We start from the raw sequence: 17,411 nt of genomic DNA on the forward strand, positions 1-17,411 counted from the left end.
TGTGAGCGCAACGACTCCGTACTCGGTGACCCGGGTCACGAGTTCACGGGGTCACGAGTTCACGCGGATGACCTCGCGCTGATACGGCGCGATCACGTCACGTGAGATGCGCAGGTCGAGCACCAGGAACGGGCGATCGGATGCCGGGGCCGCGGCCCACTCGGCCAGGCGGTCGAGGTCGCCGAGCTCGCGCACGACGACGCCCTCGGCGCCGAGGGCCCGCCCGAGCGCCGCGAAGTCGACCTCCGGGATCAGCATGGGCTCGCGGGCGAGGCCCTTCAGCCCGTAGAGGTTGACCTCGGCGCCGTACGCGCCGTCGTTCCAGAACACCGCGAGGCCCCGGCCGCGCGCCGAGCGCACCGCGGTCTCGAAGTCAGCGAGCGCCATGAGCCCGCCGCCGTCGCCCGAGGTGAGCACGATGGTGGCCTCGGGGGCGGCGGCTGCGGCGCCGGCGACGCTCGGCAGGCCGAGTCCGATCGACTGGTAGGCGGTGCCGACCATCACGAGGCGGTTCGGCGCCGAGACCGGCCAGAACATGTTCGACCAGCCGAGGAAGTGCCCGCCGTCGCTGACGACGACGCGGTCTGCGGGCAGCAGCTCGCCGATGCGCGCGGCCGCCGCACGCGGGTCGAGGCGGCCGTCGGCGGCGCGCCCGTCGCTTGCGCCGGCATCCTGGCGGCGCGCCGCGTCGAGGTCGAAGGTGCCCCGCCACGGGGTTCTGCGCCCGCCGCCGACAGCTGCGCCCGCGGTGCCGGGCGCAGCTGTCGGGCACGGGAACAGTTCGGAGGCGGGGAGCGCCTCGGGGAGCGCTTCGACGAGCGCCTCCGCGACGAGGCGCGCGTCGCCGCGCAGAAAGTCCCCGACGTGCGGATGGGTGGCGGCGGGCGCGACGTCGACCTGCACGACGCGGGTCGCGGGCGCGAACAGCTCGCCGAAGCGCATCGTGAACTGGTTGAGGCCGGCCCCGAAGACGACGGCGACATCGGCGTCGCGCACGAGCTCCATCGCGCCGGGGGCTCCGAAGCCGCCGGCGACGCCGAGATCGAAGCACACGTCGGGGAACACCCCGCGGCCGAGCGCGGTCGACGCGGTGAGAGCGCCGGTCGCGGCGGCGAGCCGGCCGAGCGCCTCGCCTGCGCCGGCGAGCCAGGCGCCGCGGCCTGCGAGCAGGAATGGCCGCTCGGCCTCCGCGAGCAACCGCGCGACCCGCTCGATCGACGCGGCGGCGAACGGCGCGGGCACGAGCGGATCGGGAAGGCGCAGCTCAGGAAGCTCCGGCACGGGGCCGACCTCGCGCGTCGCGATGTCGTAGGGCAGGGCGAGCACGACGGGCACCCGGTAGGAGAGCGCGTGCTCGAGCGCGATCACTGTGGTGGCCGCCGCGTCGACCCGCCCGACCGTGTAGGTGCGGGCTCCGACGGCGGAGGCGAGCGCGATCTGGTCGACGTCCCACGCGCGCGGGCCCGAGGTCGGCTCGTCGCCGACGACCACCACGAGTGGCACGCGCGCCTGCGCGGCCTCGGCCAGCGCGGTGAGCGTGTTGGTGAAGCCGGCGCCGTAGGTCGTCGTCGCGGCGGCGATGCGCCCCGACACCCGGAAGTGTGTGTCGGCAGCCACCACGGCGCCGGCTTCGTGGCGGACGGCCGTGTACGCGGCATCCGTCTCGCGCAGCAGTGCGTCGAGGAAGTAGGCGTTCCCGTTCCCCATCACGCCGAAGACGTGGGTGACGTGGCGGGCGAGGGCGGCGGCGACGTGGTGGGCGACGGTGGGCATGGTGAGGCCTTTCGAGACATCGACGGATTCCGGTTCCGTATGTGTCTCGCACGCGCCGCGTTCCGCAGCGTGGCTTCGTGCCCATTTCTCGAGCACCGGCTGAGCCTGACATCGCCATCGTAGGGCCGCTTGTGCCCGGGCATCCCCCGGCCTATCATCAAACCTGACCGATAACAGAATTACGTGTTCGATTATCGAATTGCCCACAACGACGTGAGGGAGTCTCCCGTGCAGTTCCACCACCGCGGCTACGTCTCAGGCGAGCCCCGCATCGAGCCGGCGGCCGGCTTCGGAATCGATCGCCCGGTCGAGCTGCCCGATGAGCTCGACGTGCTCATCGTCGGCACGGGGCCTGCCGGCATGATCGCCGCGGCGCAGCTCGCGCAGTTCCCGGGCGTCAACACGCGCATCGTCGAGCGCCGGGGCGGCCGTCTCGAGATCGGGCAGGCCGACGGCATCCAGGCGCGCAGCGTCGAGAGCTTCAACGCCTTCGGCTTCGCGCACCGCATCATCGACGAGGCATACCGCATCACGCACATGGCGTTCTGGAACCCGGACCCCGAGAACCCGCAGAACATCATCCGCATCTCGTTGCCCGAGGACGACCCCGCCCACCTCAGCGAGTGGCCGCACCTCATCGTCAACCAGGCCCGCGTGCTCGACTACTTCGCCGAGTTCGCTCAGAACTCGCCGGGGCGCATCACCCCCGACTACGGCTGGGAGTTCCTCGATCTCACCGTGCACGACGGCCCCGACGCCGGCGAGCGCCCGGTCGAGGTGCGGCTGCGGCGCAGCGAGGGCACCCCGGGCGCGGGGGAGGAGCGCACCGTGCGCGCCAAGTACGTCGTCGGCTGCGACGGCGCCCGCAGCGACGTGCGCCGCGCCATCGGCCGCCGCCTGGTCGGCGATCAGGCCATGCACGCGTGGGGCGTCATCGACGTGCTCGCGGCGACGGACTTCCCCGACATTCGCACCAAGGCCGCGATCCAGTCGCACGACGGCGGCAGCATCCTGCTCATCCCACGCGAGGGCGGCCACCTGTTCCGGCTCTACGTCGACCTCGGCGAGGTGCGCGAAGACGACGGAGGCGCGGTGCGCCGCACCCCCGTCGAGACGATCATCGAGCGGGCGAACCGGATTCTGCATCCGTACTCCGTCGACGTGAAATCGGTTGCGTGGCACAGCGTCTACGAGGTCGCGCACCGTCTGACCGACAAGTTCGACGATGTCGAGACGGATGCCGAAGCTGAGCGCACCCCCCGCGTGCTCATCGCCGGCGATGCCTGCCACACGCACTCGGCGAAGGCGGGCCAGGGCATGAACGTCTCGATGCAAGACGGCTGGAACCTCGCCTGGAAGCTCGGCCACGTCGTCGAGGGGCGTGCGAGCGAGGCGCTGCTCTCGACGTACTCGGCCGAGCGACAGGTCATCGCGAAGAACCTGATCGACTTCGACAAGGAGTGGTCGACCCTCATGGCGATGAAGCCCGAGGACTTCGACGACCCGAACTACCTCTCCGACTGGTACGTGAAGACCTTCGAGTTCCCCTCTGGTCTCATGACGCAGTACACGCCGTCGATCCTGACCGGCGGTGACGAGCACCAGGCCCTCGCGAGCGGCTTCCCCGTCGGCAAGCGGTTCCACTCGGCAGGCACCGTGCAGGCGAGCACCGGCAACCCCAAACAGCTCGGGCATCTGCACCGCGCCGACGGGCGCTGGCGCATCTATGTGTTCGCCGACCCCGCCGCGCCCGCACTCGCGGGCACGCCCACGGCCGCGCTCGCCGACTGGCTCGCTCACGACCCGGCGTCCCCTCTCGCGGCGACGCCGGTAGGCGGCGATGACGACGCCTGGTTCGACGTCAAGGTGATCTACCAGCAGGACCACGCCGAGGTGAACCTCAACGAGGTGCCGGCCGTGTTCAAGCCGGTGCTGCAGCCCTTCGGGCTGACCGACCGCGCCAAGGTGTTCGCCTCGGGCACCGTCGCGGGCGAGTACTTCGACATCTTCGAGGAGCGCGGTGTCGATCGCGCGGGCGCGATCGTCGTGGTGCGCCCCGATCAGTACGTGTCGGCGGTGCTGCCGCTCACCGCGACCGATGAGCTGGCGGCGTTCTTCGCGCCGATCCTCGCGACGTCGGCGCCGGCCGCGGTCTGAGGGTCCCCGTCTCAGGGCCACCCGAACCCACCCGAGGGGTGCGGTCGGGTCGCTGCGGTGCGGCTGAGACGACCGCAACTCATCCCTCGGGTGAGTTCGGGGCGAGGCCCCGGGTGAGTGAGGAGCGCGGTGGACGGGGTCAGGCGCCGAACGCGGACGTGATGGCGGCGGCGGCCGAGGTCAGGCGGGCGGCGACCTCGTCCTCCGGGCCGGGCATCGACACGTGCACGACGGCGATTGAGGCGGGTGGTTGCCCGGGCAGCGACAGCGGGACGGCGACCGAGCGCAGCGACGGCACCACCTCGTCGTGGCTCGTCGCATAGCCCCGGGCGCGCGACGCATCGATCTCGGCGCGCAGCCCGGCCGGGGCATCCGTCGGCCAGGCGCTCGCGGGCAGGTCGATGAGGATCGCCTTGCCCGGCGCCCCGCGGGTGATCGGATGCCGGTGCCCGGGCCGGTACGACACGACGGCCATGTTGCGCCGGGGCGCGGCGCTGACGAGCGTCACCGCCTCGTCGCCGTCGAGCAGCACCGCGAGCAGGCAGGTCATGCCGAGCTCGTTGGCGACGGCATCGAGGTGGGGCAGCGCCGCGGTCTGCAGGTCGCGCGCGATGCCGGAGGCGAGGGCGGCGAGCCCCGCGCCGAGCCCGGCGCGGCCGGCGTCGTCGCGGGCGACGAGGGTGTGCTCCTCGAGGGTGCGCAGCAGGCGGTAGGCGATCGAGCGGTGCACGCCGAGTGCCGCAGCGAGCTCATCGATCGACAGGTTCCGTTCGGCTCCGGCGAGCACCTCGAGGATCCGGATGCCTCGACTGAGCGTCTGCGAGCCCCGTTGAGCGTCGCCGGTGTCCGCTGTGACTGCCATTGTTCGATATTAGAGCGACGGATTCGACTATCGGAAGCTCAGCGGCGCGCAAGGCGCGGGCCGACCGCCGCCGCGATGTCGCGCGCGGCGCGGCGCACGATCGGGGCGAGCCGGCTCTCGCTCGACCTGCCGATGTGGCTCACGATGCCCACCGCGGCGGCCGGCAGGCCGGGGATGCCGGGCAGCGGCACCGCGACCGAGAAGTTGCCCAGCGTCATCTCCTGCCGCGTCGCCGCATAGCCGCGAACGCGACTCTCGGCCAGGTCGGCGCGCAGGCGCTGCTCGTCGACGATCGAGAAGGTGGTCTCGCGCTCCAGCCGGCGGGTGAAGTACTGCGCCAGCCACTCGTCGTCGCGCCCCATCAGCAGCGCCTTGCCGACGCCGGTGGTATGCAGCGGCAGGCGCCCGCCGGTGCGGCTCAGCGTCGGGATCGAGGTCTCGCCCGAGACCTTCACGACGTAGAGTGCCTCGGCGGTCTGGGGCGAGTTCCCGGCGAGCACGGCGAGATGCACGTTCTCGCCGGTCGCCTCGTACATCCGCTCGAGGATCGGGAAGGCGTACTCCCGCAGTCGCGAGGACAGCGGTGACAGCTCGCCGACCTCCCACAGCCGGGTGCCGACGCAGAAGGTGCCTGGCGCCGTCTTCGCCAGCAGGCCGTGGCGGGCGAGCTCGGTGGCGAGCCGGTGCGCGGTCGAGCGGGGCAGGCCTGCGGCATCCGCCAGTCGCTCGATGCCGAGCTCGGGCTCGTCGTCGTCGAAGGCGGCGAGGAGACGCGCGATACGGGCGACGACGCCTTCATCGTCGCCCCGGGTGCGGCCGGCCATGAGAGGAATCGTACTGTCGGGCGAGGGCGGGCTTCGAGACGCGGCGCTTCGTGCTGCTCCTCAGCCGGCGGAGGCGGGCGATGGCACAGCGCGAATCCCCGGCCCCCGGCATCCGTTCTCCGCGCCTACGGCGACACCTCCTCGAACGAGCGGTTCCTCGTGTGCACCGTGAACTGGGCGAGGATCGACGAGATGATCAGGAAGCAGCTCACCAGGATGAGCGCGCCGACCACGTTGAGGTGGGGGATGATCGGCGCGAGCACCAGGATGCCGATGCCGCCGCCGACGTGGCCGACGCCGTCCACGATCGCGAAGCCCGTCGAGCGGGCGCGCGTCGGGAAATGCTCGGCCGTCATCGCGTAGCTCGGCGAGACCCACAGGTTGAAGCCGGCGAAGATCAGCATCGCTCCGACGAAGTCGAGCGGGATCGAGGTGCCCCCGCCGATCGCGACGACCGCGACGCCGATGAAGGTGACGACGGTCGCCACGGGCAGCCAGTAGCGCCGCTCGAGCAGCTCGACGACGAACGACATGATGACGGCGGCGGCGACGAAGCCGATGGTGCCGACGGCGGCGATCACGCCGGCCTCCGGCCCCGGAATCCCGACCGCGGTGAAGATCGAGGTGAAGCCGGCCGCGTAGGCGTAAACCGTGATGTAGCCGATGAACCACATGCAGAACAGCAGGATCATGCGCCGGAGGTACACGGGGTGCGTGAAGATGTCGGCGTACGGCACCCGGCGGGTCGGCGGCCAGTGCGTCGGCACGTTCTCGGTCGTGGCGAGGTCGAGGGCGCCGGTCTTCGCGGCGCGCAGCTCCATGCTCGCGGTGACCACCTCGGCCTCCTGGTGGTTCCCGCGCTGCAGCAGCCAGCGCGGCGACTCCGGCAGCCGGAACCTGAGCAGGATCGCCACGAGGGCGAGGATCGCGCCGACCGCGTACATCCAGCGCCAGCCCGACTCGAGGCCGAGGGCGAACGGCAGGCCACTGGGCCACGGCGCCTTCGCGGTGGTGAGGAACAGGCCGAGCCAGACGCCGAAGAAGGCGCCGAGCGCCGACATGATGAACACGACGGTCGTGAACCGCGCGCGCGAGCGCCGGGGTGAGACCTCGCCGACGTAGGTGTTCACGATCGCGAGGTCGGCGCCGATGCCGATGCCCGTGACGGTGCGGGAGATGATGAAGTTCGCGTAGTCGGGGGCGAGGGCCGTGTACAGCGAGCCGAGGCCGGTGATCAGCATCGTGATGAGCAGCATGTTGCGGCGGCCGATGCGGTCGGAGATCGGCGAGAGCACCAGTGTGCCGATCACGTAGCCGACGAGGTTCAGCACCGTCGGCAGCGGCAGCGACGAGAGCGCGTTCTCGGGCGTGCAGCCCTGTACCAGCTGCACGCAGGTCTGCACGAACGACACGTTGATGTCGAAGATGTCGTAGAAGGTGAAGAGGAACCCGACGCCGATGATGGCGAGGAACGCCGGCGACAGCGACCAGGTCTGGATACGGTCGAGGCGGGCGATCAGCTCGCGAGATTCCTGGGGGATCGGCCGGCCCCCGCGCACTTCTGTCATTGACTCACTCCCTTGTGTGACAACAAGCAAGCATGCTCCCCGGCATCGGCGGCGGGTCTCGGCTCCATCCCACTGAGTGAGATGGCATCGGGCCGAAAGTCCCGCGAGACCGCTTGATTGGCCTCATGAGCTCAACGACGAGAACCCAGGTCGCGATCATCGGCGCCGGTCCAGCCGGCCTGCTGCTGTCATGGTCGCTGCGCGCGGTCGGCATCGAGAGCGTGGTCGTCGAGAACCGCTCCCTCGACTACGTGCTGGGCCGCATCCGCGCCGGGATCCTCGAGCAGGGATCCGTGGAGGAGCTCACCCGGCTCGGCCTCGGCGCCGGCATCGCCGAGCACGGCCTCACCCACAACGGCATCTACCTGCAATTCGACGGCGGACGCCACAAGATCGACTTCCACGCCCTCATCGGCCGCACCGTCACGGTCTATGGCCAGCAGGCGGTCGTCGCCGACCTCGTCGCCGCGCACCGCGACGCAGGCAGCGACGTCGTGTTCGAGGCATCCGACGTCTCGATCGACGGGGGAGAGACGGATGCCCCCCGCGTGCGCTACGTCGCGAACGGCGTCGAGACCGAGCTCGTGGCCGACTTCGTCGTGGGGGCCGACGGCTTCCACGGGGTCACCCGGCCGAGCATTCCCGGCCTCACCAGCTATGAGCGGGAGTACCCATATGCCTGGCTCGGCATATTGGCTGACGTCCCCCCGTCGACCGACGAGCTGATCTACGCGCTGCACGAGCGCGGCTTCGCGATGCACTCCATGCGCTCGCCGCAGGTGAGCCGGCTGTACCTGCAGGTGCCGCCCGACGAGCGCATCGAGGAGTGGTCGGATGCCCGCATCTGGGACGAGCTGCACACCCGCCTCGGCATCCCCGGGTGGACGCTCGAGGAGGGGCCCGTGACCGATAAGTCCATCACCCCGATGCGCAGCTTCGTGGCGAGCCGCTTGCGGCACCGGCGGCTGTTCCTCGTCGGCGACGCAGGTCACATCGTGCCGCCGACCGGGGCGAAGGGGCTCAACTCGGCGATCGCCGACGTCACGATGCTCGCCCGCGGCCTCGCCGACCACTACGTCGGCGACGACCGCGCGCTGGACGGCTACGAGCAGGCCGCCCTCACCCGGCAGTGGAAGCTGCAGCAGTTCTCGCAGTGGATGACCGAGCTGCTGCACCGGGCGCCGCAGTCCGACCCCGCCGCCGAGTTCCAGTACCGCAGCCAGCTCGGCAGACTGGCCTACGTGACCGCATCGACGCACGCGCAGGAATCGCTGGCAGAGCAGTACTCCGGACTGCCGCTCTGAGCGGGCGCCGCGTCAACGGGCGACCTCGGTCGTCGGAAAGGCACCTCAGAACGGCGCGAAGCGTGACGTTGTGACGACCGGGTCGGCCCAGGCATCCGTCACCCCTCCGTCGGAGTCTGCGCCTCGATCGTGTTGAGGATCGCCTCTGCCGTGTCGAGCGCCGCGCTGCCGAAGGTGCTCGTCGCGCGGGCGTCGGCGAGCGCTTCGCGCTCGGCGGCGAACACCTGGCGCCGCAACTCCTGCAACTCGGCCGATTGCTTGCCGCCCGGCGTCGACGGCATGCTGCGCTCGGCGACCTGCGCCTGCCGGGCGACCTCGCTGTGGACCTGGGCGAGCGCCTCGGGTGAGAACGGCGTGCCGTCGGCCTGCGCGAGCTTGGGATTCGCGAGCACCTTGCGCCCGGTGCGCGCCAGCTCGGCGAACAGGGCGCGGATGTCTGCGCCGGTCGTCGTCTCGGCCTCGGTGACGCCGAGCAGGCGCGCGAGCCCGGGCAGCGTCAGCCCGCCGAGCAGCAGCGTGACCGTCGCCGCGGTGAAGGCGATCAGAATGAGCGCCGAGCGGTACGGGGTGTCGGCGGGCAGGGATTGCACGGCCGCGACCGTGACCACGCCGCGCATGCCCGACCAGCCGATGATCGTGCTCGAGCGCCAGCCCAGCGCCTCCCTGGCGTGGAACGCGCGGTCGGACTCGTGGCGGCGTTGCAGCTGCCGGTGCCAGTCGATGTCGCGGTCGCGGCGGCGCAGCACGGCGACGCGACGCCGCAGCTGCACCGTGAGCAGGGCCCAGAGGCTGTGTCTGCCCGCGGCGATCCGGCGGCTGCGGCGGGCGAGCAGCCCGAACAGCGGGTACGTGAAGGCGAGGCGCACGACGACGAGCACCCCCACGGCGAGCAGCCCGATGGCGATGGTGTACCCGGGCTGGAATCCGTCATGGATGTCGTCGTCGATGTACTCGCGCAGCTGATAGCCCATCAGCAGGAAGACGCCGTTCTCGAGGATGAACTGCACGGTGCGCCAGTTGGTCTGCTCGGCGAAGCGCAGCTGGATCGTCTGCGAGCGCACGCTGTAGTGCCCGACGATGAGACCCGCGGTGACGACGGCGATCACGCCGGAGGCGTTCATCGCCTCGGCGGGGGCGTACGCGAAGAAGGGGATCACGAAGGACAGCGACGTGACCATGACCGGGTCCTTGAAGCGCGAGCGCACGAACACCGAGAGCGCCCCCACGACGGCGCCGACGACGATCGCGGCGAACGTCGCCCAGAAGAAGCTGCCGATCGCGGCGGGCAGGTTGAAGGCGGCGGCGATCGAGGCGGTGGCGGTGCGCAGCAGGACGAGGGCGGATGCGTCGTTCACGAGGCTCTCGCCCTCGAGTACCGTCACGATGCGCGAGGGCAGTCCGATGCGCTTCGCGATCGAGGTGGCCGAGACGGCGTCGGTCGGGCTCAGCACGGCACCGAGCGCGATGGCGCTCGCGAGATCGAGGTCGGGGAAGACGACGAAGAGCACCCAGCCGACGGCGACCGCCGAGATGATGACGAGCGCCACCCCGAGGAACGCGATCGAGGGCAGGTTGCGGCGGAAGTCGATCACGGGGAAGGCGACCGCCGCGCCGTAGAGCAGCGGCGGCAGCACGATCAGCAGGATCCACTCGGCCTCGAGGTGGATGACGGGCGCCCCGGGCACGTAGCTGAGGCCGGCGCCGATCGCGACCAGCAGCAGGGGTGCGGCGACGCCGATGCGGCGCGAGACGCCGGTGGCGGCGACCAGCACGAGCACCCCGACGGCGACGAGCAGGATGAACTCGGTCTCCACGTCCATCGCCGTCACCCGCCTATGCGTCTGCTGTGCTTTCGACGATACCTGGGGTTGCGCAGGCGCTGTGACGGCTCCCGCACTCGCCGGGGCCTTCCAGAGTGCCTTGGCTACACTCGCAGGGTGACCGACCCGAGAGACCCCTTCGGTGACGAGTTCCCCCCGACCGAACCGTTCACTCCGCTGAGCACCGACGAGCGCGCCGTCGTCGAGCAGCCGACGCAGCCCATGGCGGCAGGGCCGGCAGCGGCGCCTGCAGGAGGACCGCAGCTCGCGCCCTCGGCCGGTCCCGAGGCTGTGCCCGCCGTGCAGCCGATCGTCGTCGGTGCGGGCGCGGGCCCGCGGGCGGCCAGCGCTCCGGCGCGCGCCTGGGCGGGCATCCTCACGTCGATCCGCACCTACCCCCGCAGCTGGATCGCGGCCGCCGCGACCGCTGCGTTCCTCGTCATCGGCGGCGGCTCGTTCGCCGCGGGCGCCGCGACGGGGCAGCCCGCGCAGCCCGCCGCGCTGAAGGCTCCTTCGCACAGCAGCAGCCCCGCGGCATCCGCCACCCCGACCTCGACCCCGACGCCCACCGGGCGTCCGACCGCCAACCCGGCCGCGCCCGCGACCGCGCTCAAGACCTGCTCGGTGGCGGGGCCCGCGTCCGACGGACGGCTCGGCACCCTTGAGGCCCAGGTCGTCGATGCGAAGACGGGCCAGGTGCTCTTCGACCGCAACGGCGGCACCGCGGCCCCGACCGCGAGCGTCATGAAGACCATCACGGCGGGCGCGGTGATCGCGGCGCTCGGCGCAGACGCCCAGATCTCGACGACCGTCGTCAAGGGCTCGCAGCCCGGCCAGGTCGTCATCGTCGGCGGCGGCGACCCGACCCTCGGCACCGGCGGCGCCCAGTGGTACCAGGGCGCTCCCACACTCACCGATCTCGCCGACCAGGTGAAGAAGGCCTGGGCGGCCGACCCGGCGAACAACGGCCAGCCGATCACCTCGGTGATCGCGGATGCCTCGCTGTTCGGCGGCGACACCTGGCAGCCCAGCTGGCACGAGAACCCCGAGCGCACGCCCGAGGGCTCGACGGCCGAGATCGTCGCGCTCATGGCCGACGGCGACAAGCAGAACCCGACCAAGCTCGAGTCGCCCCGCGGCACCGACCCCGTCGGCGACGCCGGGAAGGCGTTCGCGCAGGATCTCGGCGCGGCGTACGACGGCACCCGCCAGGCGCCGCAGGGCGCCGCCCAGCTCGGCGTCGTGAAATCGCAGCCGGTCTCGAACCTCATCACCGAGGCGCTGCAGAACTCCGACAACACCGTGATGGAGATGCTCGCGCGTCTCGTGGCCATCAAGATGGGCGCCGGCAACACCTTCGGCGCGATCGACGCGGGTGACACTGCTGCGCTGAAGAAGATCGGCGTCGACACCTCGGGCCTCACGATCATCGACGGCTCGGGGCTGTCGGCCGACAACCGCGTGCCCCCGTCGTTCCTGACCGGGTACCTGACGAAGGTGTTCAACCGCGAGAGCGGCCTCGGCGTCATCGCCGACGCGCTGCCGGTCTCCGGTCAGAGCGGCACCCTCTCGAAGAGCTACGGGCGCTTCACCGGCGCCTCGGCGGTCGCGACGGGCCAGGTGCACGCCAAGACAGGCTCGATCGACGGCGCCTACACGCTCGCGGGGCAGATCAACGCGAAGGACGGCACGCAGCTCATCTTCGCGATCTACGCCCTCGGGAATGTGGGCGACAGCGCCCGCGCCGCGATCGATGCGCTCACCGCCGCGATCTACACGTGCGGCGGCAACCTGAGTAACTCGTAGCAGCCGGAAACTGTGCCTGCGCCCGACACCTGCGCCTCCCGCGCCGGACTCAGTTGTCGGCGGGAGTCACATAACCTGAGGGCATGAGCCGCGCACTCCTGATCGTCGACGTGCAGAACGACTTCACCGAGGGCGGCTCGCTCGCCGTCGCCGGCGGCGCGGCCGTCGCCGCGGGCGTCACGCAGCTGCTCGCCGAGCACGGCGACGCCTACGACCTCGTCATCGCGAGCCGCGACTGGCACGACGGCGACAATGACAACGGCGGCCATATCTCAGACCACCCGGACTACGTCGACACCTGGCCGTCGCACTGCATCAGCGGCACCCCAGGGGCCGAGTACCACCCTGCGCTGGCATCCGATCGCATCGATGTGCACATCAAGAAGGGGCAGGGGAAGCCTGCCTACTCGGCCTTCGAGGGCGCGGACGACTTCGGCAAGGGCATCAGCGAGGTGCTGCAGGCGCACGGCATCACCGAGCTCGACGTGGTCGGCATCGCGACCGACCACTGCGTGCGGGCCAGCGCACTCGACGCGGTCGCGGACGGCGAGCGGGTTCGCGTGCTCACCGACCTGATCGCGGGTGTGGCGGATGCCTCGTCGCGCGCCGCCCTCGACGAGCTGGCCGCCGCCGGCGTGGAGCTCACGACGAGCTCGGTCGTGGAGTAGCCGGCGCCGGGCCGGTACTGCCCCGCACCACGAGCTCGGTGGGCAGCAGCACCGAATCCTGCTTGGCGACGGGCGTGCCGTTGAGCCGGTCGAGCAGCAGGCGCCCCGACTGCCGGCCGACCTCGACCATGTCCTTGCGCACGGTCGTCAGGGCGGGCGTGACCATGGTGGCGGCGTCGGTGTCGTCGAAGCCGATGATGGAGACGTCCTCGGGCACGCGCAGCCCGGCGTCCTGCAGGCGCCGCATCGCGCCGATCGCCATGTTGTCGTTGTGGGCGAAGACGGCTGTGAAGCGCAGGTCCGCAGCGAGCAGATCGCCCAGGATCCGGTAGCCCGACTCGACCTCGAAGTCGCCGTAGAAGGTCAGTGCGCCGGGGAACACCTCGTGCAGCGCACGGGTGCGCGCGAGGGTCGAGGGGAGCCCCTGGTAGCCGGCGACCGCGACGACGCGCTCGTGACCGAGCGCCTTCAGCAGGGTCACGGCCTCCAGCGCGCCCTCGTACACGGTCGTCGAGACCGAGGGCACGTCGATGGACTCGATGGGTTCGTCCGCGAGCACGAGCGGCGCGGAACGGGCCAGGCGGGCGAGTTCGTCGATCTCCGCGGTCGAGCGGCTGGACGCGTAGATCAGGCCGTCGATCGCGCGGGTCGAGAGCATGGTGAAGTAGCGGCGCTCGCGCCGCGGGTCCGCGTTGGCCGTGCTCGCGACCACGAGGCCGTGGTCGGCCTCGTTCGCGGCCTCCTCCACGCCGCGCGCGATGCGGCCGAAATACCAGTGAGAGATGTCGGGCACGGCGAGGCCGATGGTGCGGCTGCGGCCGGACTGCAGGCGGCGTGCGCCGGCATCCGGCACGTACTGGAACTGGTCGATGAGGCGGTGGATGCGGGCCGCCGTGTCCGGATTGACGGGTCGCTTTCCCGAGAGTGCGTGCGACACCGTGGTCACGCTCACTCCGGCCGCGTCGGCGATCTGCTGCATCGTCCACGGACGTGACGGGTTGTCCACGTCGCGAGCATAGTGCGTGCAATGCGTGTTGCAACGGTCCTCGGACGCCCTTCTGAGGCTGTTACTTCGCGGAAACACAGAGAAATCCGGGGGAAACGCTGCCCGCATACGCTCGGCGAGCGAGCCAATGCAAAGCGTTTTGTAATCGCACACCCCCACCTCCGAGGAAGAACATGCCCGTCATCCCGAACCGCCTTCGCCGCCGTGCCGGCGTCGCCCTCGCGGCCGTCGCGGCCGCCGCACTGCTCGCCGGATGCTCCAGCTCCGGCAGCACGCCGAGCTCCACCAGCGGCACCCAGACCATCAACTTCCAGACCTCGTGGATTCCGCTCGTGCAGTTCGGCGGCAGCTACGTCGCCGCGAAGGAGGGCTACTACGCGAAACAGGGCGTGGACGTCAAGATCCTCCCGGGCGGCCCCGACACCGACGGCCTCGCGCTCCTGGAGTCGGGCAAGGCCGACATCGCCGTGAGCAACGCCGATGTCGTCGCGCAGGCGAACTCGCAGGGTGCGAATCTCGTCATCATCGGCGCCGGTTTCCAGAAGAGCCCGCTCGCGATCATGTCGCTCGCCTCGAGCCCGATCGAGACTCCCGCCGACATGAAGGGCAAGAAGATCGGTGTGCCCTCTGGCGACGAGAGCACGCACGCGGCGTTCCTCAGCGTCAACGGCCTCACGGACAAGCAGGTGACGAGCGTGCCGGTCAGCTTCGACGTCACGCCGACCACGAGCGGCCAGGTCGCCGGGCAGTACGTCTTCGCGACCGAGCAGCCGATCAGCGCCGAAGAGGCCGGTTTCAAGACCCACTCGATGCTGCTCGCCGACTACGGACTCAACGTCTACGCGCAGGTCTACGTCGTCACGAAGGACTACCTGAAGAGCCACCGTGTCGCCGTCGAGGACTTCATGAAGGGCGAGATCGAGGGCTGGCAGGCCTATGTGAAGGACCAGACCGAGGCGGTCGACCTCACCGTCCACGACTACGGCAAGGACCAGAAGCTCACCGTGGCGAACCAGACCGAGCAGGCCAAGCTGCAGCTGCCGCTGCTGGAGACCGACACGACGAAGGCGCACGGCCTGTTCTGGATGAGCGACGCCGACATCGCGGCGAACCTCAAGACGATCAAGGCGCTCGGCATCAGCGCCGACTCGAGCCTGTTCGACACCTCGGTGCTGAAGGACATCTACAAGGGCCAGTCGAGCATCGACTGACCCGACCGGCCCGACGAGCAGGACGGTGGAGGACACCATGGACGAGCAGACCGGATTCGCGCTCCGCGGCGTCGGCAAGACCTACCACGTGCGCACCGGCGACGTCGTCGCGCTGGACGGCATCGACCTGGTCGTGCCCCGCGGCTCCTTCACCGTCCTGCTCGGACCGAGCGGATGCGGCAAGTCCACGATCCTGCGCATGCTCGCCGATCTGGAGGATCCGACCTCCGGCACCGTGACGGTGCATGACGAGTCGCCTGCGGCGATTCGCACGGCGCACCGGCTCGGACTCGCGCTGCAGGACCCGTCCCTGCTGCCCTGGCGGACGGTGCGGGACAACATCCGCCTGCCGGGGCAGGTCATGCGCAAGCCGATCCCGCGTCAGCGCGTCGACGAACTGCTGAAACTCGTCGGCCTGGAGGACTTCGCGAAGGCCAGGCCCGGCCAGCTCTCGGGCGGGATGCGTCAGCGCGTCGCCATCGCGCGCGCGATCGTCGCGAATCCGGAGATCCTGCTGCTCGACGAGCCGTTCGGCGCGCTCGACGAGATGACGCGTCAGCGCATGAACGAGGAGCTGCAGAAGCTCTGGGCCGCCTCGGGCGCCACCGCCCTGCTCGTCACGCACTCGATCTCCGAGGCGGCGTTCCTCGCCGATCGCGTGGTCGTCATGTCGCCGCGCCCCGGTCGCATCGTCGGAGAGGTCGAGATCGACTTCCCGCGGCCGCGCGGTCGCGCGCTGCTCACCGATCCGGCGTTCCACGCCGTCTGCGACCGGCTGAGCGGACTGCTGCACGCGGGCGGAGCAGACGACGTCACGGATGCCGCATGAGGCTCACCCGCACTCGTCGCGTCGTCGTCCTGATCGTCGCGAGCCTCGCCTCGCTCGCCGCGTGGGAGCTCGCGGCCCGACTCGGGCTGTCGCAGCTCGGCGTGCTCGCGCCGCCGAGTGCCGTCGTCGTCGAGCTGGCCCAGAACGCCGGCCTGTACGCGAACAACTTCGCCGCGACGGCGTGGGTGGCGGCCCGCGGCTGGTTCTGGGGCGATCTCGCGGCCATCGTGCTCGCGGTGCTGTTCGTGCAGTTCCGCGTGCTCGAGCTGCTGCTGCAGCGCCTGGCGCTCGTGCTCTACTGCCTGCCGCTCGTCGCGGTCATGCCCCTGCTGCAGCTCACCTTCGACCCCGACACGGCCCGGGTCGTGCTCGCGGGCCTCTCCGTGTTCTTCACGACACTCGTCGGCACGATGCTCGGTCTGCGTTCGGCGGACGGCGGGCAGCTCACGGTCGTGCGGGCGTGGGGCGGCGGGGGACTGGCGGCGCTGCGGTTCGTGCGGACCCCGACGGGCATCCCCGCAATCCTCACCGGTCTGCAGATCGGGGCCGCCGCTGCCACGCTCGGCGCGGTCTTCGGCGAGTTCATCGGCGCCGATCGCGGTCTGGGCGTGCTGCTCATCAACGGCCTGCAGCAGCTCCATCTCGCCCAGGTCTTCGCCGTCGCCGTGCTCGCGACGCTCATGGCCGCGGTGCCGTACGGCCTGCTCGGCATCGCGCGCCGCATCCTCGTGCCGTGGTCGACGGGGCTGTCGACGGCGGCCGCCGAGGCGCCTGGGCGTGGCTCGGCGCTGCGCCGCATCGGGAACGCGATCGGCTGGGCGGTCGCCTCGGTGGCGGTCATCATCGGCGCCTGGTGGCTCTATCTGATCGCGTTCGGCGTGACCCCGTTCGTCGGCAAGTCGCCGGCCGTGGTCTGGACCTATCTCACGAGCCTGCCCGGCGCCGCGCAGAACCGCGCCGACCTCGTCGAGGCACTCGGGGTCACACTGGTGCACGCGGGCGCCGGCTACGCCGCAGGCCTTCTCATCGGCATCCTGGTCGCCACGGTGTTCGTCCTGGTCCCGCCGCTCGAACTCGCGTTCACGCCCCTCACCGTCGCCCTGCGCTCGGTGCCGATCGTCGCGCTCATCCCCGTGCTCATCGTGCTGTTCGGGCGCGGGCTGCCAGGGGTCGTCGCGATCACGACGATCGTCACGTTCTTCCCCACCCTCGCGAACGTGCAGCAGGCGATGTCACGGGTGCCCTCCGACGCGCTCGTGCTGATGCGCAGCTACGACGCCTCCGTCGCGCAGACGCTGTGGCGGCTGCGGCTGCCGACCGCGCTGCCCGCGATCTTCGCCTCGGCGCGCATCGCCGCACCCGCGGCCATCCTGGGCGCGACGCTCGCCGAGTGGCTGGCCACCGGCGACGGCCTCGGGCACATGATCGTCTCGGCGCGCGCGTTCCACAACTACACGCAGCTCTGGGCGGCCGCCGTGCTGCTCGCGGCGGTGTCCGTCGTGTTCTACAGCCTCGTGAGCGCGGCCGAGCGCGCCGTGCTCTCGCGTTTCACGGTCGCTCGCTGACCACTCACCGAAAGGACC

At 70.9% G+C, this 17,411-nt stretch carries 13 protein-coding genes; 7 read left to right on the top strand and 6 right to left on the bottom strand.

Annotation, left to right across the window (positions count from 1 at the left end; translation table 11 throughout):
- Positions 1 to 51: 51 nt before the first annotated feature.
- The gene (locus tag ABD708_RS10210) at positions 52 to 1,773 is read right to left on the bottom strand and encodes a thiamine pyrophosphate-binding protein (protein ID WP_344754007.1); all 1,722 of its coding nucleotides are present in this window, start codon (positions 1,771 to 1,773) and stop codon (positions 52 to 54) included.
- A 228-nt stretch (positions 1,774 to 2,001) separates the two neighbouring features.
- Between ABD708_RS10210 and ABD708_RS10215 the strand changes: the two genes are divergently transcribed.
- A complete protein-coding gene (locus tag ABD708_RS10215) occupies positions 2,002 to 3,930 on the top strand; it encodes an FAD-binding monooxygenase (protein ID WP_344754524.1) in 1,929 nt (642 codons plus the stop codon).
- A 139-nt stretch (positions 3,931 to 4,069) separates the two neighbouring features.
- On the opposite strand, the gene ABD708_RS10220 is transcribed toward ABD708_RS10215, so the two are convergent.
- From ABD708_RS10220 to ABD708_RS10230, 3 genes are all read right to left on the bottom strand, one after another.
- Positions 4,070 to 4,792: an IclR family transcriptional regulator gene (locus ABD708_RS10220; RefSeq protein WP_344754009.1), complete on the bottom strand. Its 723-nt coding sequence runs from the start codon at positions 4,790 to 4,792 to the stop codon at positions 4,070 to 4,072.
- 38 nt (positions 4,793 to 4,830) lie between these two features.
- Positions 4,831 to 5,616, bottom strand: a complete 786-nt coding sequence (locus ABD708_RS10225; RefSeq protein ID WP_344754011.1) for an IclR family transcriptional regulator — start codon at positions 5,614 to 5,616, stop codon at positions 4,831 to 4,833.
- 125 nt (positions 5,617 to 5,741) lie between these two features.
- Positions 5,742 to 7,184, bottom strand: coding sequence for an MFS transporter (locus ABD708_RS10230; RefSeq protein ID WP_344754013.1), 1,443 nt, complete (start codon positions 7,182 to 7,184; stop codon positions 5,742 to 5,744).
- 125 nt (positions 7,185 to 7,309) lie between these two features.
- Here ABD708_RS10230 and ABD708_RS10235 point away from each other — a divergent pair, with 125 nt between their 5' ends.
- Positions 7,310 to 8,488 carry a 4-hydroxybenzoate 3-monooxygenase gene (locus ABD708_RS10235; RefSeq protein ID WP_344754015.1) on the top strand — a complete coding sequence of 393 codons (1,179 nt, stop codon included), beginning with the start codon at positions 7,310 to 7,312 and terminating at the stop codon, positions 8,486 to 8,488.
- Positions 8,489 to 8,586: 98 nt separating this feature from the next.
- Here ABD708_RS10235 and ABD708_RS10240 read toward each other — a convergent pair whose 3' ends face one another.
- Positions 8,587 to 10,308 (bottom strand): cation:proton antiporter, encoded by a 1,722-nt coding sequence (locus ABD708_RS10240; protein ID WP_344754017.1) that lies wholly within the window; start codon positions 10,306 to 10,308, stop codon positions 8,587 to 8,589.
- Positions 10,309 to 10,425: 117 nt separating this feature from the next.
- Here ABD708_RS10240 and dacB point away from each other — a divergent pair, with 117 nt between their 5' ends.
- Positions 10,426 to 12,114, top strand: coding sequence for a D-alanyl-D-alanine carboxypeptidase/D-alanyl-D-alanine endopeptidase (gene dacB / locus ABD708_RS10245; RefSeq protein WP_344754019.1), 1,689 nt, complete (start codon positions 10,426 to 10,428; stop codon positions 12,112 to 12,114).
- A gap of 83 nt (positions 12,115 to 12,197) precedes the next feature.
- Positions 12,198 to 12,782 carry an isochorismatase family protein gene (locus ABD708_RS10250; protein ID WP_344754021.1) on the top strand — a complete coding sequence of 195 codons (585 nt, stop codon included), beginning with the start codon at positions 12,198 to 12,200 and terminating at the stop codon, positions 12,780 to 12,782.
- On the opposite strand, the gene ABD708_RS10255 is transcribed toward ABD708_RS10250, so the two are convergent.
- The gene (locus tag ABD708_RS10255) at positions 12,757 to 13,788 is read right to left on the bottom strand and encodes a LacI family DNA-binding transcriptional regulator (RefSeq protein ID WP_344754023.1); all 1,032 of its coding nucleotides are present in this window, start codon (positions 13,786 to 13,788) and stop codon (positions 12,757 to 12,759) included. The genes ABD708_RS10250 and ABD708_RS10255 overlap by 26 nt on opposite strands.
- Before the next feature lie 173 nt (positions 13,789 to 13,961).
- Between ABD708_RS10255 and ABD708_RS10260 the strand changes: the two genes are divergently transcribed.
- From ABD708_RS10260 to ABD708_RS10270, 3 genes are read left to right on the top strand one after another with little or no spacing between them, the layout of a single operon-like run.
- The gene (locus ABD708_RS10260) at positions 13,962 to 14,999 is read left to right on the top strand and encodes an ABC transporter substrate-binding protein (RefSeq protein WP_344754025.1); all 1,038 of its coding nucleotides are present in this window, start codon (positions 13,962 to 13,964) and stop codon (positions 14,997 to 14,999) included.
- 25 nt (positions 15,000 to 15,024) lie between these two features.
- Entirely contained in the window at positions 15,025 to 15,828 is an 804-nt protein-coding gene (locus ABD708_RS10265) for an ABC transporter ATP-binding protein (RefSeq protein WP_344754027.1), read from the top strand.
- Entirely contained in the window at positions 15,825 to 17,393 is a 1,569-nt protein-coding gene (locus ABD708_RS10270; RefSeq protein WP_344754029.1) for an ABC transporter permease, read from the top strand. The genes ABD708_RS10265 and ABD708_RS10270 overlap by 4 nt, the downstream gene beginning before the upstream one ends.
- Positions 17,394 to 17,411 lie beyond the last annotated feature (18 nt).

It is taken from the genome of Gryllotalpicola koreensis (assembly GCF_039538185.1).
GTDB lineage: Bacteria > Actinomycetota > Actinomycetes > Actinomycetales > Microbacteriaceae > Gryllotalpicola > Gryllotalpicola koreensis.